This window comes from Mucilaginibacter gynuensis (assembly GCF_039541195.1).
Lineage (GTDB): Bacteria > Bacteroidota > Bacteroidia > Sphingobacteriales > Sphingobacteriaceae > Mucilaginibacter > Mucilaginibacter gynuensis.
On record NZ_BAABFT010000002.1, the window covers coordinates 404245 to 430842 of the forward strand.

Genomic DNA, 26598 nt, shown 5'->3' on the forward strand with positions numbered 1-26598 from the left:
GTTACGCTCCCCCTTCAGGGGTTGGGGGAATATCAATTTTTATAGCTATTTTAAGAGCCTTAAAATACAGCGAGGTACGGTTAAACATAAATGCAGCTTACACGGTTAGAAATCAAGGGGTTCAAGAGTTTCGGGGATAAGATCACCATTAATTTTAATGATGGTGTTACCGGTATTGTTGGGCCAAATGGCTGCGGAAAATCAAACGTGGTTGATTCGATACGCTGGGTATTGGGCGAACAAAGCACGCGCGCGCTGCGGTCGGAAAAGATGGAGAACATCATTTTCAACGGCACCAAAACCCGTAAGGCAGCCAACCTTGCCGAAGTATCGCTCACTTTCGATAACACAAAAAACATACTGCCTACCGAGTTTTCGCACATTACCATTACCCGTAAGCTTTACCGTACCGGCGACAGCGAGTACCGCCTCAACGATGTACAGTGCCGACTGAAGGACATTACCGACCTTTTCCTCGATACGGGTATCGGCTCCGACTCCTATTCTATCATCGAGCTGAAAATGATCGACGAGATCATTACCAACAAAGAGGGTTCGAGGCGTAACTTATTTGAGGAAGCTTCGGGCATATCGAAATACAAGCTTCGCAAAAAGCAGACCTTTAATAAACTAAAGAACACCGAGGCCGACCTGGAACGCGTGGAAGACCTGCTTTTCGAGATAGAAAAGAACCTGAAAACGCTGGAAAACCAGGCTAAAAAAACCGAGCGTTATTATCGCTTAAAAGATCAGTATAAAACACTCAGCATTATGCTGGCTTCGTTCCGGATAGCTTCGTTCAGTGAGTCGCTGGCTAAGATAGAAGATCTGGAACAGGCACAACGCGGCGATAAATCGGGTATAGTAGCGCAGATAGATACGCTGGAAGCCACCGTGCAGCAGCAAAAACTGGATAGCATAACCCGGGAAAAAAATCTATCGCTACAACAAAAGACCACTAACGAATACGTATCAAAAATACGTGCTTACGAGAGTGAAAAGAAAATAAAGAACGAGCAGCTGAAGTTTCAGCAGGATAAAGAAAAACGCTTAAGCGAAGAGCTTGAACGCGACCGCGGTCAGCTGAACCATGTGTTGTACAACCTTAAACGTCTTGCCGAAGAAAAGGCGCAGGAAGATGAAAACCTGCTCACCGTACAAAGCAAGGTTGCTGACCTGAAAGAAGCCGTTGACGATCTGCGCGAACAGCAAACCAACGACCGTAACCAGCTTACCGAAATCACCAATATCAACAACAGGCTGCAAAGCCAGGTATACAAGGCCGAAAAAGACCTTGATATATTGCAGATACAGCAGCAGGCTTTAGAGCAGGAAAGTCAGCGCAATATGGAGGACGCCACCAATAAGGAGGCCGAACTTTCGCACTTTAACGACGCCGTTGCCGAACTGCAAGGCCGTACCGAAGCTTTAGAAAGCGAATACCAGCAGGCAGTTGATTTTGAAACCAAACTACAGGAGCAAATTGCCGACACCGAAAGGAACATCGGCACGCTGAAAGATACCATTACCGCCGATAGCCGCAAGCTGGATGCCAAGCAGAACGAGTATAACCTTACCAAAAGTTTGGTTGACAACCTCGAAGGTTTCCCGGAATCGATACGTTTCCTGAAAAAGAATACCGACTGGGCTAAAAACGCGCCGCTGTTTAGCGATGTGCTTTTTTGCCGTGAGGAATACCGCATTGCCATTGAGAACTATTTAGAACCGCTGATGAACCATTACGTGGTTGACACGTATGACGAGGCTATAAAAGCGATCAACCTGTTGAGCAATGCCACCCGTGGCCGTGCACAGTTCTTTATATTAAGCAATTACACTACCGACAGCGTTGCCGATTCGGGCAGTGTGGATAGCAAATGGATCCCGGCGCTGAGCGTTACCGAGGTAGAAAAACGCTATCAATCGTTATGCAACCACCTGCTCAAAAATGTGTATTTGGTAAACGACGATAACGAAGAAGAATTGAACAGCGCCGACCTGCCGCCCCACGTAATTATACTGGGTAAAAGCGGTAAGTTCAATAAATCAAAGCATACCATGGCCGGTGGTTCGGTGGGTTTGTTTGAGGGTAAACGGATCGGTCGTGCAAAAAACCTGGAGAACCTGCAAAAAGAGATCAAGCAACTCGACGCGCAGGTTAATGCAGCCAAACAGCAACAGGAAGACTTGCAAGGCAAAGTAACTTCGATGAAAGCCGCCGTCAAAGCCAACGAAATTAAGCAGCAGCAACAGGAGCTTAACCGCCTGAATACCGAATTTATCACCATAAAAACTCGGCAGGAACAATACCAGGAATTTATAGTGAACAGCCTTAACCGTAAGGAAGATATTGCCCGCAAGATCAACAGTATTCACGAAGAGATGCAAACGCTGCATCCGCACCTTGCCGAACTGAAAGAGCAAAAGCTGATGCAGAACGATTTGCTGGTAGATAAGCAGGCCGAGTTTACCGAACTTACCGAACTGGTCACCGTACGTTCAAACGCTTACAACCAGGAGAATATCCGCTTCCATCAGCAGCAAAATAAGGTATTTGGCCTGATGAAAGATTTGGAATACCGCGAATCGCAGCAGGAAAGTTTGGATACCCGCATCAGGCAAAACAATGCCGAGATGGAAAAGGTGAAGGCTGCCATTCAGGAAAACTTACAGCAGTCTGGCCACTCGGATGATGACCTGCTGGAGATGTATGCCCAGAAAGAAGAACTGGAAAAGGCCACCCAACAAGCCGAGCAGGAATATTACGCGTGGCGGGGCAAAGTAGCTGAAACTGAAAACGAAATATCGGCACTGCGCCGCAAAAAAGACAATGCCGAACTGATAGAGAACGAACTAAGAGAGCAGCGCAACAGCCTTAAACTGGAACTGAACGCGCTGAAGGAACGTTTATCGGTTGAGTTTAACATTGATATACAAGACCTGTTGGAAACCGAAGTACCGGCAGACGAGAACGAAGCCGATCTGCGCGAGAAGACAGAGAAGATGAAAAAGCAGCTGGATGATTTCGGCGCTATTAACCCGATGGCGGTAGAAGCCTATAACGAGATGAATGAGCGTTATACCTTCATCCAATCGCAAAAGAAAGACCTTGCCGAAGCTAAAGCCTCGCTGTTGGCTACCATACAAGAGATTGACGATACGGCGAAAGAGAAATTCATGTCGGCATTTATTATGGTGCGTGAAAACTTTATCAAAGTATTCCGCTCGCTATTTAATGAAGAGGATTCCTGCGATTTGGTACTCACCGATCCGCAGCGCCCTTTGGAATCAGACATCGATATTATCGCGAAGCCAAAAGGAAAACGCCCGCTTTCTATCAACCAGCTATCGGGTGGTGAAAAAACACTGACGGCTACGGCTATCCTGTTCTCGCTCTACCTGTTAAAACCCGCCCCCTTCTGTATTTTTGATGAGGTGGATGCTCCGTTAGATGACACCAATATCGATAAGTTCAACAACATTATCCGTGCGTTCTCTAAAGATTCGCAGTTTATCATCGTATCGCACAATAAGCGCACCATAGCCAGCAACGATGTTATTTATGGCGTTACTATGGTGGAGCCCGGCATATCGCGCGTAGTAGCGGTCGACCTACGCGAACTGGCCGATTAAAAAACATCTTTATAGCACAAAAAAAAATGCGGTTACCTGTTTAGATAACCGCATTTTTTTGCGTTATAAGTTTATTTAGCCTTATTAAATATCATTCCCCTAAAGTGTTGATTAGTGAATGAGCTGTTTATCGCGTTCACTTGTTTTATCGAATTAACACTTAAATTACCCGATTTGGATGTAGTAGCTAAGAATTTATTATCGCTGATATAACTTATCGCATTAGCTAATAAAGCTTCGCTTGGGTCGCCAAATTCTTTAGTCAAATCGTCGTCTACAGATTTACCCGGGTAATCTGTTGTGCCGGGAGTCATACCCGGATAATACCCTCCTTTTGAAAGTGAATTTTTAGTTTCAAATTCGGGGATGTATAATTCGTACTTATTTATGTCTATCGCGAAAAAGCCAACCGGTTTACCATAAGTGGTTTCACCTACAATTTTCACATCCATATGAGGTAACAGGTTGTTAACCAACAATTCGCTTGCCGATGCTGTATTGCCTGTAACTAAAAATACTACCTTTTGTATAACTTCAGTTCCCTCTTTTGCAAACTTAACAATGTTATTTTCAGGTTTGAAGTCGCCGGCGGTTAATTGATTATTAAACACGTTCTTATTGATCAACGGAAATTTACCATCCTGCAAATTCTGGTTAAAATAATAAGTATACATCGTAGTATTATTTTTAGCGGCAGGAACTATCAAATTAGCCAGGTATTCAGATGTAGAAATATACCCGCCACCATTATACCGAAGATCAATTACCAGATCTGTAACCCCATCCTTAGCGAAATCAGCAAAAGCCGCAGCAATTTTAGGCTTCGCGTTTTTTTCAAGATCAGTAAAACTGTTAAATACCATGTAACCAATTTTATGGCTACCGGCAGTAATAGTTTTATGAGTAATTACCGGGTTAATGGTATACGTTCCCCTGCTAATTGTAGGTGTTATTATACTTCCATCGGGTTTTGATAATTTTAATGTTATATCGCTACTGTTGTAAAAAGCATTGACCAATGCTTTATTGGTAAAGCTGTTTATTTCTTTTTTGTTAACCAAAAGAATTTCATAACCTCTTTTGAAACCAGCCGAAGCGGCAGGTGAATTATCATAAACATATTTAATGTAAAATTTACCACCCACAGCAAATGCCGGTTCAAAACCAAAATCTCCTGCTGCGCCACCTAACTCACCTGAAACACCACCTTCATCAATAAATGAATATTTTGAAGTACCGGGATTTTGTTCATAGTATTCGTAAGGTAGGTTTGTAACCGGGTTAATTTTAAACTGTGAAATAGCATCTACTTCACTTTGCAAAGCATCAAGATCGGTAGGCCCGGTAAATGAGCGTGGTTTAAAGTCGTCATAAGCGGGTAATGCGTCATACCATAGATAATCCTCTTTTGCGTAAAAAAAAACAGAATCCTTTATTTTATTCAGCGCCTCATTGGTATTATCATCAGGCTTTGGGTTATCTTTTTTCTTACTGCAAGCAGCGGCCAACAGCACTACCACAGCTATACCTGCAAGGCGTAAATTTTTCTTCATTTGTAAGTGTTATAATTTGAATGTATTAACGGAAGATACGAAATATTGTTACATACAGGTTTATAAAAACAGCGCGGAACTAAAATAATCTGTTCCAGCGGCTTGCGCGCATAATTCGTCGGCTTCGGAGTTGCCTATCATCACCACATTCCGGCGCTCCAATTGATGGTCTTTTAACAATTGGTTAATAACATCCGGCTCGGGTTTGGCGCTTACTTCGTCGGCAAAGTAGCAGGTTAAATACGGCTCTAAACCGTTCCACTCGGTATGCTTTATTTTGTTGAGTTGCTGCCGCGGATTGCCGTTGGTTACAATGAAGATCTTTTTACGGTCGACCACAATAGCCTGCAATAAATCGAGCATATTTTTATACAGCAACAGCATCAGGGGTACCTTGGCGGTTAGCAGCATATCATCAAAGTTGGCGCGGTATTTTTCGTCGACATTAAATTTTTGCTGCAATACGTTAAATACCTCATCCTTACCTTTTTCTTCGTAGGTTTTAGCCATGAGACTTACCATGGCTTTGGCATCCCATAGTTCGGTATATTCCAGTAAGTTGGCATACAGGTAATAAACCTGGTACAGGTAGTCTTTTTCGGGATAAAGCACATTATCCAGCTCAAATATAAAGGCGGTTTTACGCTGATCTATATCGCTATATTTCATTAGCGGGTGTTAGTATATAAATATTGTATTCGTTAAATAGTAGTTCGGCCTCTTTTAAAAGCAGCATTTCTTCCTGTTTTAAAGGATACAATGCTTCAATATCATTATCAAGGCAAAGGGTAAGCATCAGGTGCGCGTAACTGGCCGCCTGCGGATCGGGCAGTTTGATCATAGCGCCGGGTTTCAGCATAAAATCGGGCAGGTCTTTATAGTCGCCCAGTATTACCTGCTTGCCGGTTAAAGCGTTCTTTATTTTATGCGCTGCCGCGGATGTGGCATGGGTTATTAAAGTATAAGGCATGGGTTACTGTGCAATCAATCCGTCTTTCATTAATACCTTACGGTTTGATAGTGCCGCAAGATCTTCGTTATGGGTTACGATAACAAAGGTTTGGTTAAAATCGTTCCGCAGCCTTACAAACAGTTCGTGGAGTTCGCGGGCATTGGTGGAGTCGAGGTTACCCGATGGTTCATCGGCAAATATCAGCGCCGGATCATTCACCAGCGCCCTTGCCACAGCTACTCTTTGCTGCTCACCACCCGATAACTGGTTGGGTTTATGGTGCAGCCTGTCACCAAGGCCTAACAGCTCCAGTAGTTCTGTAGCTCTTTTGCCTGCTTCAGCTTTTGATTTACCGGCAATAAAAGCCGGGATACATACATTTTCCAGCGCGTCGAACTCGGCCAGTAAATGATGAAACTGGAAGATAAAACCGATCTCGCGATTACGGAAACCGCTCAATGCTTTATTGTTCAGTTTATTTACCTCGATGTTGCCTATGAATATACTGCCCGAATCGGGTCTGTCCAGCGTACCTAATATATTTAGGAGCGAACTTTTGCCTGCGCCGGACGCGCCAACTATAGTAACAATTTCGCCGCGGTTAACTTCCAGATCTACACCCTTAAGTATTTGCAGCTGACCGTATGATTTATGTATGGATTGTGCTTTGAGCATGTTGCAAAGGTAAAAATTTAGTGAGTAGTTAATCTGCCCAATTAATGATGGGCTTAAATTAATAAAACAGTAATATAGCCTGTCAGTTTAATCTAACAAATCAACTTAATAACACACTAAACTTTCACTTAATACAAAAAAGTGTAGATTTACCGCAAATACTTTAAAAGACTATGAATATTCACGAATATCAGGGTAAAGCCATATTAAAAAGCTTTGGTGTAAGGGTTCAGGAAGGTATAGTTGCCGACACTGTTGACCAGGCTGTTGAAGCTGCACAAAAGCTAAAGGATGATTATAATTCAAGCTGGGTAGTTGTAAAGGCACAAATACATGCCGGTGGCCGTGGTAAAGGCGGCGGTGTTAAACTTGCTAAAAACCTTGATGAGGTTAAAGAAAAAGCAGGCGCTATTTTGGGCATGCAGTTAGTTACCCCGCAAACCGGACCTGAAGGTAAAAAAGTAAGTAAAGTATTAGTAGCGCAGGATGTTTACTATCCGGGCGAAAGCGAAACCAAGGAGTTTTACATCAGCGTTTTGCTTGACCGCGCTAAAGGCCGCAACATTATCATGTACTCTACCGAAGGTGGTATGGACATTGAAGAAGTTGCAGAGCACACTCCGGATAAAATATTTAAAGAAGAAATAGATCCTAAAGTTGGTTTACAGGGTTTCCAGGCACGTAAAATTGCCTTCAACCTTGGTCTTTCGGGCGATGCCTTTAAAGACATGACCAAGTTTATCACCGCGCTTTACAAAGCGTATATAGCTACCGACTCATCAATGTTTGAGATTAACCCGGTGCTAAAAACATCTGATAACAAAATATTAGCAGTTGATGCTAAGGTAAACCTTGACGATAACGCGTTATACCGTCACCCGGATTATGCCGCTTTACGTGATACTGCCGAAGAAGACCCAACCGAGGTTGAAGCAAGCAAATCAAACCTTAACTATGTAAAACTTGACGGTAACGTAGGTTGTATGGTTAACGGTGCAGGTTTAGCTATGGCTACCATGGATATTATTAAACTTGCCGGCGGCGAACCTGCCAACTTCCTTGACGTAGGCGGAACTGCTAACGCGCAAACTGTTAAAGCTGGTTTCAACATCATCCTGTCTGACCCTAACGTTAAAGCTATCCTGATCAATATTTTTGGTGGTATAGTACGTTGCGACCGTGTTGCACAAGGTGTTATTGATGCTTACCAGGAAATTGGCAACATACCTGTACCTATCATTGTACGTTTGCAAGGCACCAACGCTGCCGAAGCAAAAGAACTGATAGATAACTCAGGCCTGAAAGTATTCTCAGCTATTTTATTAAAAGAAGCTGCTGAAAGAGTTAAAGAAGTTTTGGCTAACTAAAGTTAGATTCGAGATATTAGATGTGAGATAGCATCTTAAAAACAAGAAAAGCCACGCATCAGCGTGGCTTTTCTTGTTTTATGTATAATGTTTGCTTGAGAGGGTAACGTTATATCGACTCACCCCGACATCGCTTCGCTCGTCACCCCTCTCTCCGCAAGCGGAAAGAGGGGGGTGTTATTATTTTTTTTTCAGCCCTCTTTACAGCAAAGTCGGAGAGAGGGCTGTCCAGCGAAGCGTAGACCGGGTGAGTTAATTATACACTTTGCTTAAACCCTTAACTTAGCAGCTATTCTTCTTTAAAGAGGACGATTTAAGTAAGGCAAATAAAGCATTCGCTCAACCTAAATATCATGACGTATAAGCGCTCGCTCCCCCATATTCTACAGCACCCACCTTATTATAATCAGGTACAAAGGTATGTTCGCTGCTGATGGCCATATCCAGTTCATATTGTAATGGGTAGGGCGTTTTAAGCAGGCTGCCTATCGGGATATAAGGGAACAGCTGGGCATAGGTTTGGATCTGGTTAGGACTTATCCTGCGGTAAATGAACTGACGGTGCAGATCGCAGGGCTTTTGCAGACCGGCCGCGCCAATCATTTGTATGGCGCTGCTTACCGTTAAGTTATGAAAACTGGCTACCCTCGTTTTTTTATCGTCAACCACCAAGCCTTTCATCAGGCTTTTATTTTGTGTGGCCACGCCTGTTGGGCAGGTATTGGTATTGCACTCCAAAGCTTGTATACAACCCAGGGCGAACATCATACCACGGGCGCTGTTGCACATATCGGCACCTAATGCGAAGTTCTTCACCAGGTCAAAACCTGTAGCCACCTTGCCCGAAGCGATCAGCTTGATATGCTTTTTAATGTCGAATCCCGTAAGGGCATCATACACAAAAGCCAGCGCTTCACGCAGCGGCATACCTACCGAGTTTGAAAACTCCAGCGGTGCCGCGCCTGTGCCCCCTTCACCACCATCAACCGTTATAAAATCAGGGTAGATCTGCAACGCGATCATCGCTTTACAGATAGCTAAAAACTCACTTTTATGACCAATGCACAATTTAAAGCCCACCGGTTTACCGCCCGAAAGCTCACGCAGCTTTTTGATGAACTGCATCATCTCCGTAGGGGTACTAAACGCGGTATGGTATGGTGGCGACACTACATCCTCCCCCATTTCCACCAAACGGATGCGTGCTATCTCCGGCGTTACCTTGGCCGCGGGCAAAATACCGCCATGTCCCGGCTTTGCTCCTTGCGATAGTTTGATCTCTATCATCTTCACTTGCGGCAGCACGGCTCGCTGGGCAAAGGCTTCTTCGTTAAAAGTGTCGTTTTTGTTGCGGCAGCTAAAGTAGCCTGTACCTATCTGCCATATAATATCGCCGCCGGGTTTCAGGTGATAATCGCTCAGGCCACCTTCACCGGTATTATGGGCAAAGCCGCCTATTTGCGCGCCGCTGTTAAGGGCCAGTATGGCGTTCTCACTCAACGAGCCAAAACTCATGGCCGATATATTATAAATGCTGGCCATATAAGGTTGAGCGCATTGCTCGTTACCCACCTTAACCCGTGGATGCAAATTGAGCTTTGAATGATCGATAGCGGCAATACTGTGGTTTAGCCACTCGTAACCGTTTTGGTATACATCTAACTCGGTACCGAAAGGGCGGGTATCATCAACCTTTTTAGCACGCTGATATACCACGCTGCGGTACTGCCTGTTGAACGGCGTTCCGTTGGTATCGCTCTCAATAAAGTACTGGTATATTTTAGGGCGAAGATCTTCCATCACAAAACGCAAATGCCCGAATACCGGGAAGTTGCGCACAATACTGTGCCTCGGCTGAAACATATCGTAAACGCCTAATGCAAAGATGGGTAGCAGTATAACCAATGCCCAGGCAGCCGGTGGCCAGATAATAGTCCACCCGCCTACCAAACCCAGTATTACAATGGCCGATATAACGAAAAGCTTTCTCATAAATAATAATTAAAAAATGTAAATCTAACCATAAGGTTAAACATTTTATGTACTTATGTGGTTAAACACCTACCCCATTGTCTGGCAAATGTAAATTAGAAAAATCAAATTACATGTTTAAACATCTATTTGTATATTTGTATCATAAAACAATTTAAAAACAACAATCATTACAATCATGGCAACTACAAAATGGGCATTAGACCCAACCCACTCAGAAGTACAATTTAAAGTAAAACACTTAGTAATTTCAACCGTAACAGGTTTTTTCAAAACATTTGAAGGCACTTTGCAAACCGAAGGTGACGACATTACAGGCGGCGAAGTTGATTTCTCTTTAGATGTTGACAGCATTGCTACCAACCAAGAGCAACGCGATGGTCACCTGAAATCGGCAGATTTCTTTGATGCTGAAAAATATCCAAAGATCACTTTCAAATCAACTGCAATAACCGCGGCAGGTGACGACGAATATAAAGTAGAAGGCGACCTTACCATTAAAGACGTAACCAAACCGGTAACATTAACCGCTGAATTTGGCGGCTCGGCTGATGACTTTTATGGTAACACCAAAGCTGGTTTTGAAGTAACCGGTAAAATTAACCGTAAAGATTTCGGCTTAACCTGGGATGGCGTAACCGAAGCAGGTTCTATCGTTGTAGGTGAAGACATTAAATTGATCTTCAACGTACAATTCGCTAAACAAAAATAATTTTTCTGAAGTTGATATATAGGAATGAGGCCATCTGTTTTACAGATGGCTTTGTTATTTTAAAACCTTTTTAGGAGTATATTTGCTATACTACTATGTTAATAAAAATATACCCCGAAAATCCTAACCCTAAAGCAATTGAACAGGTGGTGGAAGTATTGCGTAAAGGCGGCCTCATCATTTACCCTACCGATACCGTTTACGGTTTAGGTTGCGATATTACCAACCACCGCGCTATCGAAGCTATTTGCCGCATTCGTAATATCAAACCCGAAAAAGCGAATTTCTCGTTCATCTGTTACGATCTCAGCCATATATCCGACTATATAAAGCCCATCGATAACACCACTTTCCGTGTGCTGAAGAAAGCATTGCCGGGGCCGTTCACCTTTATTTTTAACGCCAGCCACATGGTGCCCAAGCTGTTAAGTTCCAACAAAAAAACAGTAGGTATCCGTGTGCCCGATAATGATATAGCGCGCGAAATTGTACGGGTTTTAGGTAACCCTATCCTGTCAACCTCTATTAAGGACGAAGACGAGATCATCGAATACTCTACCGACCCCGAACTGATCTATGAGAAGTATGAAGACAAGGTGGACATAGTGATCGACGGTGGATATGGCGGCAATGTGGCTTCAACCGTTATTGATTGCACATCCGGCGACTTCGAAGTGATACGTGAAGGTAAAGGCGACCTGGAACTGTATCTTTAATTATCCTGCTTAACCGCTTCGTATTTTTCTAACTGCTGCTTTATTTTACTGTATAGTTCGGTAGTGCTAAATGGCTTTGATACATAATCGCTCATGCCTATTTCCAGGCAACGCTCGTATTCCCCTTTTATGGTGTGCGCCGTCATGGCTATAATGGGTATATTCTTTTTGGGCGATGTCATATTCCGGATGTACACAGTAGCCTCATAACCGTCCATTTCTGGCATTTGCAAATCCATCAATACAATATCGTAATGACCGTCTTCTAATTTTTCAACGGCAATTTTACCATTGTCGGCAATGTCAATTTCAAATTCCTGCTTTTTAAGCACCTTTACCACCAATAACTGGTTGATCTTGTTATCCTCAACTACCAATACCTTTTTGCCCTTACCTATCCTGTTAAAAATATCCTGCCGCTCAACAACCGCTGTTTCGGCCGGTGCAAAAGGATCTTTCTTTTTAGCCTTTTTAAATGATAACCTGAAATGAAATGCCGAACCCGCGCCAGGATGGCTGTTCAGGAATATGGTGCCGCCCTGCATTTCAACCAACTGCTTAACTATACTCAAACCCAGACCTGTACCGCCAAACTTACGCACGCTGCTGTTGATGGCCTGTTCAAACACCTCAAATATCTTATCCTGCTTATCCAGCGGTATGCCTATGCCGGTGTCCTTCACTACAAACTCAACCACTATGTCATCGGCAGTTTCTTCGGCACATACTACGGAGATGCTTACATCCCCGTTATCGGTGAATTTTATAGCGTTTGATATCAGGTTAAGCAATATCTGGTTCAGGCGTACGGCATCGCCAATTAATACGGCAGGTACATCGCCACCGGTTTGGTAAGTGAGATTGATGTGTTTTTCGAGCGCCTTCGGCTGCATAATATTATAGGCCGAACTCAGTATATCCTTCAGTTTAAATGGCAGGCTTTCAAAAATGATCTTACCAGCTTCAATACGCGAAAAATCAAGAATATCGTTCAATATCACCAGCAAATTATCGCCCGAACGGATGATCGTCCGGATAAATTCGTGCTGTTCTTTATTCAGTTTCGATTCGTCAAGCAAACGCGCGAAACCCAATATAGCATTTAGCGGCGTGCGGATCTCGTGGCTCATATTAGCCAGGAATAACTGCTTTACCTTTTCAGATGCCTCGGCTTTTTCCTTCTCCCGGGTCAGGTTTTCTTCTACCACTTTAAGGTCGTGGATGTTTTTTTCAAGCTTATCGGTCATGGAGTTGAACGAGGTAGCCAGCTGACCGATTTCGTCGCTTGAGTACACCTTAACACGGGTATCTAAAATACCCTGCCCTATCAGCCTGGCCCCGTCAATAATAGCCTTTATACCCCGCTCAATACCATTACTTACCGATACCGTTATAATGATGCTGGTAGTACCAATGGTTAGCGATAGTGTAAGCAGCAGCTTCAACACAATGCCCTCGAGCCAGCGGGCGCCTTCGCCAAGCGTGTAGGAGAATACATCCTCCAGTTTGGTTACTTCGTTGTTCATGGATGCCAGTTTTTGCAACTGTACATCAATTTGCACTTGCGGGGCACCGTCCAATATCATGCTGTGCATTTTTTCGCCGATGGGAATCAGTTGCGACATCATGGCTTCGGCTTTAGACCAAGCGGTGAATGCTTTTTCGAGATAAGATACATCATGAAAATTCCTGATCAGCCTGATCATGCCGTCAATATCATCGGGATGATTACGGCCTTCTATAAAACCCTGGCGGGTGATGGCTATATCGGGCTCTTGTTTAAGCAACTCTTTACGGGCTTTGCTATCGCCGAGCGGCACCTTCAAAAAATCTTTAAACGCGATATAATCTTCTTCCTTATGCGAATAGGCATAAATACGCAGCCTCAGCACAGCGTCCTTCTGCGATTTAGACCACAAGCCCTCACCGTTTACATACGAACGGACAGAAGACAGCGTAGTAATAGCAAACCATAGTGTACACAATTCGAGCGTGATCAGCACCGCCATGATCGCTATTGTGAAATACAGTTTTCTTGATATAGAAATGTCATTCAGCTTTCTTTGCAGAATTGATATCATATCGTGCTTAGATATACGTAAGCAGTACACATAGTGCCTTACCCGTTAATTTTAATTTAGTTAATAGTGATAATATAGGATGTTAATTGATTTCAAATGGCAGATGCACGCGGCACCCTAATGTGAAATAAAACTATACTAAAAGAAGGGAAAAAGCAACTTGTTCTGCATGCAGATGACCGTTCATTATAACCATTTTGATATCGATTGCCTAATAATTTAAATAAGCAAACCGATATCAATCTTTGGTTAATAAATATTATGGCCGTATGGATTTCACAAAGGCGGGAATAGTTTCGAGATAATTTTCGGTGCCTAAATGTTTAACAAAAGCACTGCCTACAATGGCGCCGTTGGCATGTTCGCAAGCTTTTACAAAGGCCGCGTTGCCCGAAATACCAAAGCCGATAATAGCCGGATTTTTCAACTGCATAGCTTCTACCCGTTTATAATAATCTTCAATAGCGGTAGATACTTGCAGGCTGCTGCCGGTGATAGATGATGACGACAAGAGGTAAATAAAGCTGTTGCTCAAATCGTCGATCTTACGGATACGCGCTTCGGCAGTTTGCGGGGTTACCAGAAACACATTGCTCAGATTATTATCAGTAAAGTAAGATGAATAGAGTTTTTCGTACTCGTACATAGGCAGGTCGGGTACAATAACGCCGTCTACCCCAACTTCGGCGGCTTGCTTGCAAAAACGCTCCACACCATATTGTATAATGGGGTTTACATAACCCATTAATATTACGGGGATACTTACACGTTTGCGCAATTCTTTCAGTTGCTCAAAAAGGATGTTCAGCGTCATGCCGTTTTCAAGCGCCTGCTCAGAGCTGTGCTGAATGGTAGGCCCGTCGGCAACCGGATCGGAATACGGGAAACCTATTTCAAGGAAATCAACCCCGGCTTTTTCAAGCGCTTCGGCAATATCAACGGTAGTATTCAGTTCGGGATAACCTGCCGTGTAATAAATGGATAACAGGTTATTAGTTTTTGACGCGAAAAGGTTTTGTAAACGATTCATTAATATCCAAAGTGCTTTATGTATGTATCTAAGTCTTTATCTCCCCTGCCCGATAAGCAGATCACCACGTTATCAGTAGGTTTAAAGGTCATTTTTTCGAGGTAAGCTATGGCGTGCGCGCTTTCAATAGCCGGGATGATGCCCTCGAGTTGTGAGCATAGCAAACCCGCCGCTAACGATTCATCATCGGTAATGCTTACATATTGCGCCCGGCTGGTTTTGTATAGGTGCGCGTGCTGCGGACCGATACCCGGATAATCCAAACCTGCCGAAACCGAATAAGGTTCAATTACCTGCCCGTCGTCGGTTTGCATCAGAATGGTACGAGTACCATGTAACACGCCCTCGCGGCCTAAAAAAGTAGTCGCTGCCGAGTGGCCGCTGTTTACACCTTTACCGGCTGCTTCAACGGCTACCAACTGTACCGATTCATCACCTAAAAAGTGATAGAACATCCCCATGGCATTGCTGCCGCCGCCTACGCAGGCCATTACATACTCGGGCAATTCCTTACCGGTTTGTTCCAGCAGTTGCTTTTTGGTTTCGAGAGAGATAATGGATTGAAAACGGGCTACCATCTCGGGGTAAGGGTATGGCCCAACTACCGAGCCTATAATATAGTGGGTATCTTCAGGGTTACCTATCCAATCGCGCAGGGCCTCGTTAGTGGCATCCTTCAAAGTCTTACTGCCCGATTTCGCCGGAACAACCGTAGCACCCAACATCTTCATACGCGATACGTTTGGTGCCTGGCGCTCCATATCAATTTCGCCCATGTAAACTACACACTCAATACCACGCAAGGCACATACGGTAGCAGTTGCCACACCATGCTGACCAGCACCGGTTTCGGCAATCACGCGTTTTTTACCCAAGCGTTCAGCCAGTAAAATTTGGCCTATGGCATTGTTTATTTTGTGCGAGCCGGTGTGGTTCAAATCTTCGCGTTTGAAAAATATGTTGGCGCCATATTTCTCCGAAAATCTTTTGGCCAGGTATAGTGGCGATGGCCTGCCTACATAATCGCGCAATAGCTGATCGTACTCGGCTTTAAAAGTGTCATCTTCCAACACCTGCAAATATTGCTTGCGCAGGGCTTCAATATTGGGGTATAACATCTCGGGGATGTAAGCCCCGCCAAAATCACCGTAATATCCGTCTTCGTTAACTCCGTAATTCATGGGTACCAAGTTCCTTAATTATTTTAAAAGCTGTTCTTAAATCTTCAATATTCTTTACTCCCGGCGCTGTTTCAAACCGGCTGTTTAAATCAACACCATACAACTGCGGGTGTTCTATTTTTGCTATCTCACTCAAATTATCAAGGCTTATACCGCCCGATAAAAAGAATGGCACATTCAGCGTATACTTATCCAGCACCCGCCAGTCAAATGTTTTGCCCGAACCGCCATGTTTATCCGTCTTAGTATCGAACAGAAAAAAGTCGACATGGTTTAGATAAGGCTTCAATAGCTCAAAATCAAATTGCTCATCTACACCAAAAGCCTTCAATACTATTACCTTATCTTTAAACAGGGCGCAAAACTCCGGGCTTTCGTTACCGTGTAATTGTATGGCGGCAAAATTGTATTTAGTAATTAGCTCTGTGATTACCTCCGCTGTTTCACTTACAAAAACGCCTGTTTTTTGTATGGCAGCAGGTATGGCCTGCGTTACCGCTACCGGCAATTCATCTATATAGCGTGGCGAAGGTTCATAGCATATAAAACCCATATAATCGGGCGCGAGTGTGGTTAGCGCCTCAATATTACTGGGTTCACGCATGCCGCAAACTTTTATCTTCATGGCTTTAGTTAGCAATTAAAATTTTGAAACTGTTCAGCGCTTTTTTCGATAGCAGCGACTCTTCGGCCTCGTAAAAGCTATCGGCAAAGCTTTTTTCGGGGTTGATGGTTTTGATGGCCAACGCCGCGTTGCACAGCACCACGTTGTTTTGGGCCGATGTGCCCTCGCCGTTCAGCACGCTTGTAAATATCCCTGCCGATTCGGCAACGGTGTGCCCGCCTGTAATTTCGCTCGCGTTCAAGCGCTCGAAACCTAAAGCGTCTATCTTGTTGATCTTTTCGCCATCGGCCGAAAATGTTTTAAAATCGCCGGTAAGGGACACTTCATCGTAACCATCCAGGGCGTTAACTATGGTATAGTTAGCATCTGATTTTTGGTAGAGGTAAGCATACACCCTTGCCAGTTCCAGATTAAACACCCCTACCAACTGATTTTTAGGCTTCGCCGGATTTACCAGCGGCCCCAGCATATTAAAAAATGTTTTTACCCCCAGTTCGCGGCGTATTGGCGCTACGGTTTTCATAGCCGGGTGAAACAAAGGCGCGTGCAGAAAGCAAATGTTAGCCTTATCGGTACTTTGCCTCAGCTTATCCATATCGCTGGTGAACTGGTAGCCCAGGTATTCTATCACGTTTGACGAACCGCAGCCCGATGACACCCCGTAGTTACCATGCTTAGCCACCTTATAACCAGCACCAGCCACTACAAAGGATGCAAGAGTTGATATATTAAAGGTATCCTTACCATCGCCACCGGTACCGCAAAGGTCTATCAGCGAATCGGTTTGCAGATCAACCGGCAGGCAAAGTTCCAGCATGGCATCGCGGAAACCTTCCAGCTCGGCAACAGTTATGCTGCGCATGCAATAGGCCGTCATGAAGGCTGCCATTTGCGAGGTGTTGTACGCACCCTGCGCTATGTCGGTAAGTATTTGTTTTGACTGCTCCCTTGTGAAGGTTTTGTGCTCAAATAAATGATTTAATATAGCTTTCATCAGTACCGCTCTCGTTTGGAGATTTATGTTAATCAATTTCCTGCTGTTATGGCCCTGCCAGGATAAAGGGCATAAAAAAAGGGTTACCTTATGGCAACCCCTCTGTATATTATTTAAAAAACAAACATGGTTTTGCCTTACGATTACTCGTTAAGCCACCACCAGTTGTTGTTTAATACTTTCATTATTTTTTGAATGGCACAAATATGGAAATATTTTTCTGAAAAGCAAGCAGAATGATAATTTTACAGAAACGCTTCAGCAATCCGCAAAAAAACACATGGCCGACCATATACCCAAAGAAAACCCCGAAGACGATCTTGGCTTTGGCCCGCAGCCCGTACTTAAAAGTCAGCCGCTGTTAAACAAGGATGGCTCGGTAAATATAAGGCGCACCGGTATCCCATTTTTTAATACGGCCGATAACTACCATTCACTCATCACCATGAGCTGGGCCAAGTTTTGGGCGATAGTATTGAGCGGCTACCTGGTAACCAATTTGATATTCGCCTGCATATATGTAGCATTGGGCAGCACTTCGCTCGATGGGCATAGCGGCCCAACCATGGTCGACCGCTTTCAGGATGCCTTCTTTTTTTCTGCACAAACCATATCAACGGTAGGTTACGGGCATATCAGTCCGCAGGGAATAGCGGCAAACACCGTGGCCGCCATCGAATCGATGATGGGTTTGCTGGCCTTTGCACTGGCAACAGGTTTGCTTTACGGTCGTTTTTCACGACCTACGGCCAAGATCATCTACAGTAATAATATCCTGATCGCCCCTTATCGTGATGGCGGTAAGGGCGTGATGTTCCGCCTGGCCAATTTAAGGCGCAATGTATTGCTTGATCTGGAGATTGAAGTGATCTTCTCTTATAACGAACTCGTAAACGGCAAACCTACCCGCCGTTTCTTTCAACTGGAACTGGAACGCAAAGCCGTGAGCCTGCTCACCATTAACTGGACTGTAGTGCATCCGCTGGACGAGAATAGTCCGCTGCACAATATGCCGCCTCAGGAAATGGAAGAAAAACAAGCGAGTTTTTCGGTATTGCTGAAAGCATTTGACGACACCTTTTCCCAAACCATCCACTCCCGTACGGCCTACCGCCATTGCGATATAGTATGGTATGCCAAATTTGTGCCATCATTTGATCGTGATGAAGACGGCCGTATAGTGTTTGATTTAAGTAAGATCGGGAGTTATGAAGGGGTAAGTGGTTAGAAGCGTTGGGCGTCAGTTTGTAAGCAAATTCTACTTAGGTTGAGCTTTTGCTGTAATTAACGTTAGTCTGCTCTTGGGCGCAGGGCGCCATTACTTTTGAGGGCAAAAGTAACAAAACCCTTGTCCAGCAAAAGGCTTCTTTGCCGCACTTGGCCAAACCCTGCAAAGCGTGCAGAACTTGGGGCTGGAACTTTTGCCCCGCCGCGCTATCCATCCCACATGCAACAAGTTCGCTATGCCCGCCTTTGCGCTCCTACCCTCCACAGTTCTGCCCGCTTTCACCCGAAGCTGTTTGCTGACGGTGAAAAAGCCCTCTCCTTTGGAGAGGGTTGGGTGAGGCAAACACTCCATTGCGATGAACGAAGCAATAACAAATCACCTTTATTTCAATAACGAATTACGCTCTTTAGCGAACAAATCATACACCTTTCCATCTAACCAAGCCGGTAATATTTTATTGAGTAAAACGGTGAGTTTGCCCTGCCTTGTTAATATTAATGTGCGTGACCTATTTTCAACCGCGTCGGCTATAGCTTTTGCTACCTCTTCGGCGGTCATCATGTTAGCTTCGTCGAGGGTGCTTTCGCCTTGCGATTGGCCGTTTTTGTTTAAGGCGGTGTTACGGATGTTTGATGCCGTAAAACCCGGAGAGGCGGTTAATACATGGACGCCGGTTTTTAAGTTCTCTACCCGCAGCGCATCCAAAAAACCATTCATGGCAAATTTTGATGCCGAATAACCTGAACGTCCAGGTAAACCTTTATACCCTGCAATGGAAGACACGCCTACTATGCTGCCCCGGGTTTTCAATATTTCGGGCAGAGCATATTTAGTACAATAAACTGTACCCCAAAAGTTTACATCCATTAACGTTTTTAAAACTTTAACATCGGTATCTTTAAATAAAGCCCGCATAGTTATACCCGCGTTGTTGATCAATATATCAATCCGGCCAAAAGTGGTAATAGCTTGTTTGATCAAATGCGCGCAGTCTTCTTCAATGGCTACGTCGCAGCTAACAGCTAAAGCACGTATGGGATATTGTTTTTCGAGCGATTCGGTAATTTGGCATAAGGTGACATAGCGGCGTGCGCCTAATACAAGGTTAGCACCTCTCGCGGCAAATTCTGCTGCCAATGCCTTGCCTATGCCTGATGACGCGCCTGTAATTACAACGATCTTATCTTTCAACTTCATATTGTGCCTGGTACATTTGAGGCATGCCGCCAAGGTTTATTTTTGGCACCTCAAACAAGTATTTGGCCACGAATATAAACATCGCCCCATAAAAATGGCGGACGTAGTTCCAGCTAAATTTATGTGCCTTATGCACATTAAAGTTGATGATATATGTTTTAGGGAAGTAGTAATTTTTAAAGCCTTCCATCTTTAAGCGGAAAGAAATATCAATATCGTACCCGTATTTAAAGAAACGCTCGTCGAGCAAACCGGTTACGTTGAGCGCTTCGCGGCGTAATAAAAAGCAGGCGCCATTTAGCACATCAACCTCGGTGGTTTCAAACTCTTCGGCCCAGTTGGCGTATTTGCGGTTGGCGATATGCGATTTCGGGAAATATTTGGCCAGTCCGGTAAATTTAAAAAGCTTAGCCCAGCCCCTGTTAAATCCGTATTTTGAAGATGCCAGGAAATGCCCCTGGGGGTTAACCATGCGGACACTTACGCCACCGGCATGCTGGTGAGCATCCATAAAATTAATTATTTTTTCGAGAGTATCGCTGCCGGTAATCGTGTCGGGATTAATCATGAGGATGTACTCTCCATGAGACACTTTGATGGCCTGGTTGTATGCTTTTGTTACACCTATATTTTTATCGTTCTCTATAAGCTTCACTTCGGCAAATTCTGTCTTCAGCATATTTACCGACCGGTCTGTTGAGCCATTGTCAACCACAATTAATTCACAATCAAAACTATTACAAGCTTTAATTAAAGAACTAATTGACTGCCTTAACCAGGCACACATGTTATGGTTCACCACAATTACAGACAACTTCATACTTACCGGGTTAGCGAGTTTTCATACGGAACACGTGTAGCGATAGACCGCCCAAGGGTGATCTCATCCACGTACTCTAATTCCCCACCAAAGGCTATGCCACGGGCTATTGTTGAAATGCTTACTGCAAAATGTTTTATCTTTTTATTGAGATAGAAGATGGTGGTATCACCTTCCATAGTGGCACTCAAAGCAAATATGATCTCTTTCACTTCGTTACCCGCCAGGCGTTCTACCAGTGTATCCACCTCCAGGTCCGACGGCCCTACCCCATCCATGGGTGATATTAATCCGCCCAAAACATGGTATACGCCATTATATTGATTTGTATTTTCGATAGCCATCACGTCGCGGGTATCTTCAACCACGCATATCAGGCTTTTATCGCGCCGCGGCGACGAGCAGATCTCGCACACCGGCTGATCGGCTATGTTATGGCAAACTTTACAATACTGAATTTCGTTACGAAGTTTGGTAATAGCCTTACTAAACTGGTTAACCTCTTCCTTATCGCGGTTAAGCAAGTGCAACACCAACCGTAAAGCGGTTTTTTGTCCCACACCAGGTAATTTAGCAAACTCGGCAACAGCATCCTCAAGCAACTTCGACGAAAAGTTCATGTCGCGAATTTACGGAAAAGTCCGGGAAGTCGGAAAGACCGAAAGTCGGTAAGTCCGGAAGTTGAAAAGTGGCGACCTTTAGTACTCTACCGAAAATTAAATTGTTATTTATAGAAAAACTTTCCGACTTTCGAGAAAGAGCTAAAATGCTTCGGACTTACCGACTTTCGGTCTTCCGGACTTAAAAAACTAAAACACTTCCGGACTTACCGACTTTCGGTCTTCCGGACTAAAAACTAAATAAAACCCTATGTCGCCCGGTATACTGCTTACTTTTATAATTGGTTATTTTTTAGTGCTAATGGTTATTTCGTGGATCACCTCGAAAAAGTCATCTGATAACGATACCTTTTTTGTGGCCAATCGTAACTCCAAATGGTATTTGGTAGCCTTCGGGATGATAGGTACTGCCCTGAGCGGCGTAACCTTTATATCGGTACCCGGCAAGGTAGGCGCGCCCAGCGGCGATCAGTTTGCCTATTTCCAGTTCATATTGGGCAACGCGGTAGGCTTTATTATTATAGCTACCGTATTATTGCCGCTTTATTACCGCATGCACCTCACCTCTATATACAGTTATATTGAAGGCGCACTGGGCAAATGGAGTTATAAAACAGCCGCAGGGATATTTTTGATAAGCCGCACAATTGGCTCATCCTTCAGGCTTTACCTGGTGGTGATCGTGCTACAGCGTTTCATTTTCGATAGTTATGGAGTGCCCTTTGCCGCAACCGTGCTGATCTGTTTATTGCTGATATGGTCGTACACGTTTAAGGGCGGCTTAAAAACCATTATTATTACAGATAGCCTTCAAACGCTGTTTTTGGTATCGTCGGTTTTTCTATCTATCTACTTTATTTGCCGCAGCCTTAATTACGATATTTTCGAGGCGGCAGAAGCCATCAAGAACAGCAGCTATTCAAAGGTGTTTTTCTTCGAGAACTTTTTAACCAGCACCTTCCACTTCAGCAAGCAATTTTTAGGCGGATTGTTCATCACCGTAGCTATGACGGGGCTTGATCAAGACCTGATGCAGAAGAATCTGAGCATGAAAACCATCGGCGAAGCACAAAAGAACATGTTCAGTTTTACGGCTATTTTCGTGATCATCAACATCTTCTTTTTAAGCGTTGGCGCGTTACTATACATTTACGCCAGCCGCAATGGTATCAGCGTTGAAAAAACTGATTACCTATACCCTACTATCGCCTTAAAATACCTGGGCATATTACCCGCCATGGTGTTTATGCTGGGTTTAACCGCGGCTACATTCGCAACTACAGATTCGGCCTTAACGGCGCTTACCACCTCTTTTTGTGTGGATTTTTTAAACTTTAACAAACGTGACGATGTAAATAGCAAAAAGATGGTTAATGTGCGCCACTATGTACACATCGCCTTTTCGGGGCTCATGTTTTTAACCATTATCATCTTCAACTCCATTAATAATGATGCTGTGGTGGGCGCAATTTTCCGGGTGGCATCATATACCTACGGTCCGCTGCTTGGCTTATATGCTTTCGGGCTATTTGTGAGCAACAGGCAGGTAGCCGATAAACTGGTGCCTTTTGTTTGCTTAATATCGCCGGCGGTATGCTACTTTTTAAAAGCACACTCGGCCACTTGGCTGGGCGGTTATGTTTTTGATAACGAACTTATTATTGTGAATGGTTTAATTACATTCGCCGGACTATTCCTCACCTCCAAAACCAAAACAACGGTAGCTGCTTTGTAGTTTACTATACTTAAAATACTTTGTGAAAGAACGATATGACTAATGACGAAAAAATAAGACTCGCCTTTGAAAATAAAAACTGGCAGGAAATTAAAGTGACCGACTCCTGGCAGATCTTCAAAATAATGGCCGAATTTGTTGACGGCTTTGAAAAAATGGCCAAAATAGGCCCCTGTGTATCCATCTTCGGTTCGGCACGTACACATAATGATCACGATTATTATAAAACCACCGAACACATTGCCCGCCTGCTTACCGAGCGTGGCTACGGTGTAATATCGGGCGGCGGACCGGGTATTATGGAGGCCGCCAATAAAGGCGCTTACGAAGCCGGTGGCAAATCGGTAGGGTTAAACATCGAGTTACCTTTTGAGCAATTCCATAATAAATATATCGACAGGGATAAGCTGATGGAATTTGATTATTTCTTTATCCGCAAGGTGATGTTTATGAAATACTCGCAGGGCTTTATCATACTGCCGGGTGGTTTTGGTACCATGGACGAATCTTTTGAGGCCATCACCCTGATACAAACCGGTAAAATTGCCCGTTTCCCTATCGTTTTTGTAGGTACCGATTACTGGGGTGGCCTTTTCGACTGGGTAAAACAAAAAATGCTCGACCAGGAAAAGAACATCAGTCCGGATGATTTGAACCTGTACCGCGTAGTTGATACCGCCGAAGAAGCGGTAGAACACATCTTCCGTTTTTATGATAAGTATGTATTGAAGCCGAATTTTTAAGACCAGAATATCATTGCATGAAAAAACCTATAATAATACTTGCCTGCTTATTTGGTTTCATCATAACGGCGTGGGTAGTTGCAAGAATGACTAATGTGATCACCTTTCTGAGCATGCAAGGATATGCGAATAACCCAACACTGCCTTATCAAGGTAAAATGTTTGCAACACGATTGAAAGACCCTGAAAGGGGTAGTTTTATTTGTTTTAAACTTGGCGGTGAATCTTCTGTTTTTAGATGTATTGCCAAAGCAAATGATATTGTTGAAATAAAAGACGCGGTAGTTTACATTAATGGCAAAAAACAAAACGAACCTTTTGTATGGAACGAGTATTTAATTTCAACTGCTCAGCTAAATAGCATACTGGGTTACATAGAAAAAAACAACTATAAAACCGATATTATTAATGATAGTACTAACACTATTATATTAAGTGAGAATGATTTAAAAACGTATCACCTCAACCTTAAAAAGTACATTTTAATGAAAGATACTCTAAGTGCTTTATATCCGGCGTTTAAACAAGCTGGCTATAGCCCTGATAATTTTGGCCCAATAAAGGTACCCGAGAAAAGTTTCTTCGTATTGGGTGACAACAGGCACGAAGCCGCTGATTCAAGATATATCGGTTTTGTTAAAGAGAATGATGTATTTGCCACGGTAATAAATTAGTACACCTCGGGCATTTCATAAAAAAAGCGATAGTTTTCACTATCGCTTTTTTTATGATTGATTAGCTATGCTTAATTCATACTCACTTTAGGTGCTGCCTTCACCGCTTCGGGGTTGCCGGTCATCTCTATCATGTTGCTCACTTCTTCTACAATAGCTTCTGATGAGCCCGAGAAACCAACCACTTTAAAGCGGATGTTTCCGTTTTTATCAATGATGAATTTGGTTGGGATACCGTCTACCTTAAATTCAGATACCACTTTACCATGTTTACCTTCGGCAGTTTTATCATCTATCAATACTTCAAATGTGTATTTATTATCGTCGATGAATTTCTTTACGCCCGGTAAAAAGTTGTCGCCATTTTCCCAGGTATCCACAAACAGGAACTGTACGTTGGCATCCTCTTTAAACTTGGTTACCGCCATTTGCATGCCCGGGAACGAAGCTTTACAAGGACCACACCAGGTTGCCCAAAAATCAACCACTACTACTTTGCCTTTTAAATCGGCCAGTGAAACGGTTTTACCGCTAAGGTCTTTCAGCGCGAATTTAGGTGCAGGCTCATTGATCATTTGCTTGGCAAGATCGGCACGTAATTTTTCTTTAGATGCGTTCTCTAACGATGCCAGATATTCTTCGTAGCCTTTTTCGCCTTTTACTTTGGCGTAAGCCTTTTTAAGTTCTTCTTTTAATATCGCGGAGCTTTTACCATTGGTAATTGATTTTGAAGCGATATCAATTACCTTATCGTTTTGGCCGTTAGCGCCTAATATTTGCACATAGTGCTCGGTGATCTCCACATCAGGAGTTTTGTTATTATCGTATACCTCTTGCTGATATTTCAAAGCATCAGCAAATTTGCCCTGTTTAAATAAAATGAAGGCATAGGTATCGGCATCGTTGTAGTACGAGCTACGGTTATTCAGCTTAGCTTGTTTTGGCGACGCGTACATAGCACCTTCGCCGCTGTTATATTCGGCATTTAAAATATCTAACGATTGCTTCGACAGATCAGCCGCCACTTCAAGCTTTTCGCCTTTTAGTGCCAAATCCCAGGCGGCGCTGTTTAATGGCGTTGCCAGCGATGCTTTGTTTTTTACAAGTGAAGCCCATTTTTTGTAAGCCTCATAATCACCGGCCTTTAATGCTGCCGATGCCAGCTGTACCCTGAAGTTATCCTGAATGCTGTTCTTCTCATCCTTCTTTTCAGGATATTGAGCGATGTAGGCTTTGTACAACGAATCTTTTTTAGCCAGGTTTTTCTCTGTGTTGAAATCGATGCCTAATTCGCCCTTAACAAAATCACCTTTAGGGTATTTAGCTTTGATGATGGCGTTTACCGAATCAGCCTGTGCGGTTTTACGCTGCCTGCTAAATAAAAAGGCCTGGGTCATTAAATCTTTTTCGTTGGTGCTCTTTTTAAGCTCGGCCATTTTTGCTTCGGCCAATGCTTTGGTTGGCGCATCTTTGGCGTTCAGCAAAAACATCATATAGTTGTTGCGATATTCTCTTTCGCTGGCAGGGTATAATGCAAACTCCTGCTTGTATAACGAAGCTACCTTATCATTATCCGGACCGATCTTGGCAAAGTAGCCACCCATACCCGATTGTATCAGGTAGGCTTCAGAAGCGTAAGCGCCTTCAACTGGCTTAGCACCTTTATATACCGGGTAAACATAACCTTTGGCTCCGTTATCATCTACTTTTTCGCCACTGCTTATTTTAATAAAAAAGGCTTTGGCTACGGCAGGTATAGTAAACTCGCCTTTTAAGATATTACCTTCGGTTTTCAGGTCGATATCGCCTACCGGATAAGTTTTATTATCCAGAAAATATACTAAAGCTTCGGGCTTTTCGCCGGCTACGGGTGTACCCGCCGGATCATACGTAAAGCTTACTTTTTGGCCAGCCGCAGGTGTAGCGGTTGATAATTTAAGATGATCGGTTGTTTGCGCGAAACTGCTTTGCGCGGCTACCAGCAAGGGTATCAATGATAAGAGTTTGTAACTTTTCATGAGGTCAACTAATTTTTTAGTGAACTTAGAAAAAATTAAATAATTTTTATCA

Annotated in this window: 22 protein-coding genes; 8 read left to right on the forward strand and 14 right to left on the reverse strand. The window is 43.7% G+C overall.

What is annotated here, in order from left to right; translation table 11 throughout:
* The first annotated feature begins 90 nt into the window (after positions 1-90).
* Positions 91-3633, forward strand: coding sequence for a chromosome segregation protein SMC (smc, locus tag ABD894_RS04980; protein WP_345209887.1), 3543 nt, complete (start codon positions 91-93; stop codon positions 3631-3633).
* Between the two features lie 71 nt (positions 3634-3704).
* On the opposite strand, the gene ABD894_RS04985 is transcribed toward smc, so the two are convergent.
* Genes ABD894_RS04985 through ABD894_RS05000 form a run of 4 tightly spaced genes read right to left on the reverse strand, consistent with a single transcriptional unit; the run spans position 3705 to position 6813 of the window.
* Positions 3705-5186 (reverse strand): S41 family peptidase, encoded by a 1482-nt coding sequence (locus ABD894_RS04985; protein ID WP_345209888.1) that lies wholly within the window; start codon positions 5184-5186, stop codon positions 3705-3707.
* 60 nt (positions 5187-5246) lie between these two features.
* Positions 5247-5855: an HAD family hydrolase gene (locus ABD894_RS04990; RefSeq protein ID WP_345209889.1), complete on the reverse strand. Its 609-nt coding sequence runs from the start codon at positions 5853-5855 to the stop codon at positions 5247-5249.
* The gene (locus tag ABD894_RS04995; RefSeq protein ID WP_345209890.1) at positions 5845-6156 is read right to left on the reverse strand and encodes a hypothetical protein; all 312 of its coding nucleotides are present in this window, start codon (positions 6154-6156) and stop codon (positions 5845-5847) included. The genes ABD894_RS04990 and ABD894_RS04995 overlap by 11 nt, the downstream gene beginning before the upstream one ends.
* A gap of 3 nt (positions 6157-6159) precedes the next feature.
* Entirely contained in the window at positions 6160-6813 is a 654-nt protein-coding gene (locus ABD894_RS05000) for an ABC transporter ATP-binding protein (protein WP_345209891.1), read from the reverse strand.
* Positions 6814-6986: 173 nt separating this feature from the next.
* Between ABD894_RS05000 and sucC the strand changes: the two genes are divergently transcribed.
* On the forward strand, positions 6987-8180 hold the full coding sequence (sucC, locus tag ABD894_RS05005) for an ADP-forming succinate--CoA ligase subunit beta (protein ID WP_345209892.1): 1194 nt from the start codon (positions 6987-6989) through the stop codon (positions 8178-8180).
* Positions 8181-8531: 351 nt separating this feature from the next.
* On the opposite strand, the gene ABD894_RS05010 is transcribed toward sucC, so the two are convergent.
* Complete coding sequence (locus ABD894_RS05010; RefSeq protein ID WP_345209893.1) at positions 8532-10172, reverse strand: FMN-binding glutamate synthase family protein; 1641 nt, start codon at positions 10170-10172, stop codon at positions 8532-8534.
* A 178-nt stretch (positions 10173-10350) separates the two neighbouring features.
* On the opposite strand from ABD894_RS05010, the gene ABD894_RS05015 reads away from it, so the two are divergent.
* Positions 10351-10884, forward strand: coding sequence for a YceI family protein (locus ABD894_RS05015; RefSeq protein ID WP_345209894.1), 534 nt, complete (start codon positions 10351-10353; stop codon positions 10882-10884).
* Between the two features lie 95 nt (positions 10885-10979).
* A complete protein-coding gene (locus ABD894_RS05020) occupies positions 10980-11600 on the forward strand; it encodes an L-threonylcarbamoyladenylate synthase (protein WP_345209895.1) in 621 nt (206 codons plus the stop codon).
* Here the strand turns inward: ABD894_RS05020 and ABD894_RS05025 are convergent.
* From ABD894_RS05025 to trpD, 5 genes are all read right to left on the reverse strand, one after another.
* Entirely contained in the window at positions 11597-13609 is a 2013-nt protein-coding gene (locus ABD894_RS05025; protein ID WP_345209896.1) for an ATP-binding protein, read from the reverse strand. The two genes, ABD894_RS05020 and ABD894_RS05025, sit on opposite strands and share 4 nt — an antisense overlap.
* A 331-nt stretch (positions 13610-13940) precedes the next feature.
* Complete coding sequence (trpA, locus tag ABD894_RS05030; protein WP_345209897.1) at positions 13941-14711, reverse strand: tryptophan synthase subunit alpha; 771 nt, start codon at positions 14709-14711, stop codon at positions 13941-13943.
* A complete protein-coding gene (gene trpB, locus ABD894_RS05035; RefSeq protein ID WP_345209898.1) occupies positions 14711-15892 on the reverse strand; it encodes a tryptophan synthase subunit beta in 1182 nt (393 codons plus the stop codon). The genes trpA and trpB overlap by 1 nt, the downstream gene beginning before the upstream one ends.
* Entirely contained in the window at positions 15876-16517 is a 642-nt protein-coding gene (locus ABD894_RS05040) for a phosphoribosylanthranilate isomerase (RefSeq protein WP_345209899.1), read from the reverse strand. The genes trpB and ABD894_RS05040 overlap by 17 nt, the downstream gene beginning before the upstream one ends.
* Positions 16518-16521: 4 nt before the next feature.
* Positions 16522-17511, reverse strand: a complete 990-nt coding sequence (gene trpD, locus ABD894_RS05045; protein WP_345209900.1) for an anthranilate phosphoribosyltransferase — start codon at positions 17509-17511, stop codon at positions 16522-16524.
* A 280-nt stretch (positions 17512-17791) separates the two neighbouring features.
* Between trpD and ABD894_RS05050 the strand changes: the two genes are divergently transcribed.
* On the forward strand, positions 17792-18739 hold the full coding sequence (locus ABD894_RS05050) for an ion channel (protein WP_345209901.1): 948 nt from the start codon (positions 17792-17794) through the stop codon (positions 18737-18739).
* A 381-nt stretch (positions 18740-19120) separates the two neighbouring features.
* On the opposite strand, the gene ABD894_RS05055 is transcribed toward ABD894_RS05050, so the two are convergent.
* The 3 genes from ABD894_RS05055 to recR are packed head-to-tail and all read right to left on the reverse strand — an operon-like array spanning position 19121 to position 21376.
* Complete coding sequence (locus ABD894_RS05055) at positions 19121-19936, reverse strand: SDR family oxidoreductase (RefSeq protein ID WP_345209902.1); 816 nt, start codon at positions 19934-19936, stop codon at positions 19121-19123.
* A complete protein-coding gene (locus tag ABD894_RS05060; protein WP_345209903.1) occupies positions 19920-20756 on the reverse strand; it encodes a glycosyltransferase family 2 protein in 837 nt (278 codons plus the stop codon). The genes ABD894_RS05055 and ABD894_RS05060 overlap by 17 nt, the downstream gene beginning before the upstream one ends.
* A 2-nt stretch (positions 20757-20758) precedes the next feature.
* Positions 20759-21376, reverse strand: a complete 618-nt coding sequence (recR, locus tag ABD894_RS05065; RefSeq protein WP_345209904.1) for a recombination mediator RecR — start codon at positions 21374-21376, stop codon at positions 20759-20761.
* Positions 21377-21626: 250 nt separating this feature from the next.
* Here recR and ABD894_RS05070 point away from each other — a divergent pair, with 250 nt between their 5' ends.
* From ABD894_RS05070 to lepB, 3 genes are read left to right on the forward strand one after another with little or no spacing between them, the layout of a single operon-like run.
* The gene (locus tag ABD894_RS05070; protein WP_345209905.1) at positions 21627-23111 is read left to right on the forward strand and encodes a sodium:solute symporter; all 1485 of its coding nucleotides are present in this window, start codon (positions 21627-21629) and stop codon (positions 23109-23111) included.
* Between the two features lie 35 nt (positions 23112-23146).
* Positions 23147-23854 carry an LOG family protein gene (locus ABD894_RS05075; protein ID WP_345209906.1) on the forward strand — a complete coding sequence of 236 codons (708 nt, stop codon included), beginning with the start codon at positions 23147-23149 and terminating at the stop codon, positions 23852-23854.
* A 17-nt stretch (positions 23855-23871) separates the two neighbouring features.
* Positions 23872-24528, forward strand: coding sequence for a signal peptidase I (gene lepB, locus ABD894_RS05080; RefSeq protein WP_345209907.1), 657 nt, complete (start codon positions 23872-23874; stop codon positions 24526-24528).
* 71 nt (positions 24529-24599) lie between these two features.
* Here the strand turns inward: lepB and ABD894_RS05085 are convergent, their stop codons facing one another.
* Positions 24600-26546 (reverse strand): TlpA family protein disulfide reductase, encoded by a 1947-nt coding sequence (locus ABD894_RS05085; RefSeq protein WP_345209908.1) that lies wholly within the window; start codon positions 26544-26546, stop codon positions 24600-24602.
* Positions 26547-26598 lie beyond the last annotated feature (52 nt).

Coding starts and splice junctions, on each gene's coding strand:
- smc (WP_345209887.1), top strand. CDS start 91: ATGCAGCTTACACGGTTAGAAATCAAGGGGTTCAAGAGTTTCGGGGAT.
- ABD894_RS04985 (WP_345209888.1), bottom strand. CDS start 5,186: ATGAAGAAAAATTTACGCCTTGCAGGTATAGCTGTGGTAGTGCTGTTG.
- ABD894_RS04990 (WP_345209889.1), bottom strand. CDS start 5,855: ATGAAATATAGCGATATAGATCAGCGTAAAACCGCCTTTATATTTGAG.
- ABD894_RS04995 (WP_345209890.1), bottom strand. CDS start 6,156: ATGCCTTATACTTTAATAACCCATGCCACATCCGCGGCAGCGCATAAA.
- ABD894_RS05000 (WP_345209891.1), bottom strand. CDS start 6,813: ATGCTCAAAGCACAATCCATACATAAATCATACGGTCAGCTGCAAATA.
- sucC (WP_345209892.1), top strand. CDS start 6,987: ATGAATATTCACGAATATCAGGGTAAAGCCATATTAAAAAGCTTTGGT.
- ABD894_RS05010 (WP_345209893.1), bottom strand. CDS start 10,172: ATGAGAAAGCTTTTCGTTATATCGGCCATTGTAATACTGGGTTTGGTA.
- ABD894_RS05015 (WP_345209894.1), top strand. CDS start 10,351: ATGGCAACTACAAAATGGGCATTAGACCCAACCCACTCAGAAGTACAA.
- ABD894_RS05020 (WP_345209895.1), top strand. CDS start 10,980: ATGTTAATAAAAATATACCCCGAAAATCCTAACCCTAAAGCAATTGAA.
- ABD894_RS05025 (WP_345209896.1), bottom strand. CDS start 13,609: ATGGCGGTGCTGATCACGCTCGAATTGTGTACACTATGGTTTGCTATT.
- trpA (WP_345209897.1), bottom strand. CDS start 14,711: ATGAATCGTTTACAAAACCTTTTCGCGTCAAAAACTAATAACCTGTTA.
- trpB (WP_345209898.1), bottom strand. CDS start 15,892: ATGAATTACGGAGTTAACGAAGACGGATATTACGGTGATTTTGGCGGG.
- ABD894_RS05040 (WP_345209899.1), bottom strand. CDS start 16,517: ATGAAGATAAAAGTTTGCGGCATGCGTGAACCCAGTAATATTGAGGCG.
- trpD (WP_345209900.1), bottom strand. CDS start 17,511: ATGAAAGCTATATTAAATCATTTATTTGAGCACAAAACCTTCACAAGG.
- ABD894_RS05050 (WP_345209901.1), top strand. CDS start 17,792: ATGGCCGACCATATACCCAAAGAAAACCCCGAAGACGATCTTGGCTTT.
- ABD894_RS05055 (WP_345209902.1), bottom strand. CDS start 19,936: ATGAAGTTGAAAGATAAGATCGTTGTAATTACAGGCGCGTCATCAGGC.
- ABD894_RS05060 (WP_345209903.1), bottom strand. CDS start 20,756: ATGAAGTTGTCTGTAATTGTGGTGAACCATAACATGTGTGCCTGGTTA.
- recR (WP_345209904.1), bottom strand. CDS start 21,376: ATGAACTTTTCGTCGAAGTTGCTTGAGGATGCTGTTGCCGAGTTTGCT.
- ABD894_RS05070 (WP_345209905.1), top strand. CDS start 21,627: ATGTCGCCCGGTATACTGCTTACTTTTATAATTGGTTATTTTTTAGTG.
- ABD894_RS05075 (WP_345209906.1), top strand. CDS start 23,147: ATGACTAATGACGAAAAAATAAGACTCGCCTTTGAAAATAAAAACTGG.
- lepB (WP_345209907.1), top strand. CDS start 23,872: ATGAAAAAACCTATAATAATACTTGCCTGCTTATTTGGTTTCATCATA.
- ABD894_RS05085 (WP_345209908.1), bottom strand. CDS start 26,546: ATGAAAAGTTACAAACTCTTATCATTGATACCCTTGCTGGTAGCCGCG.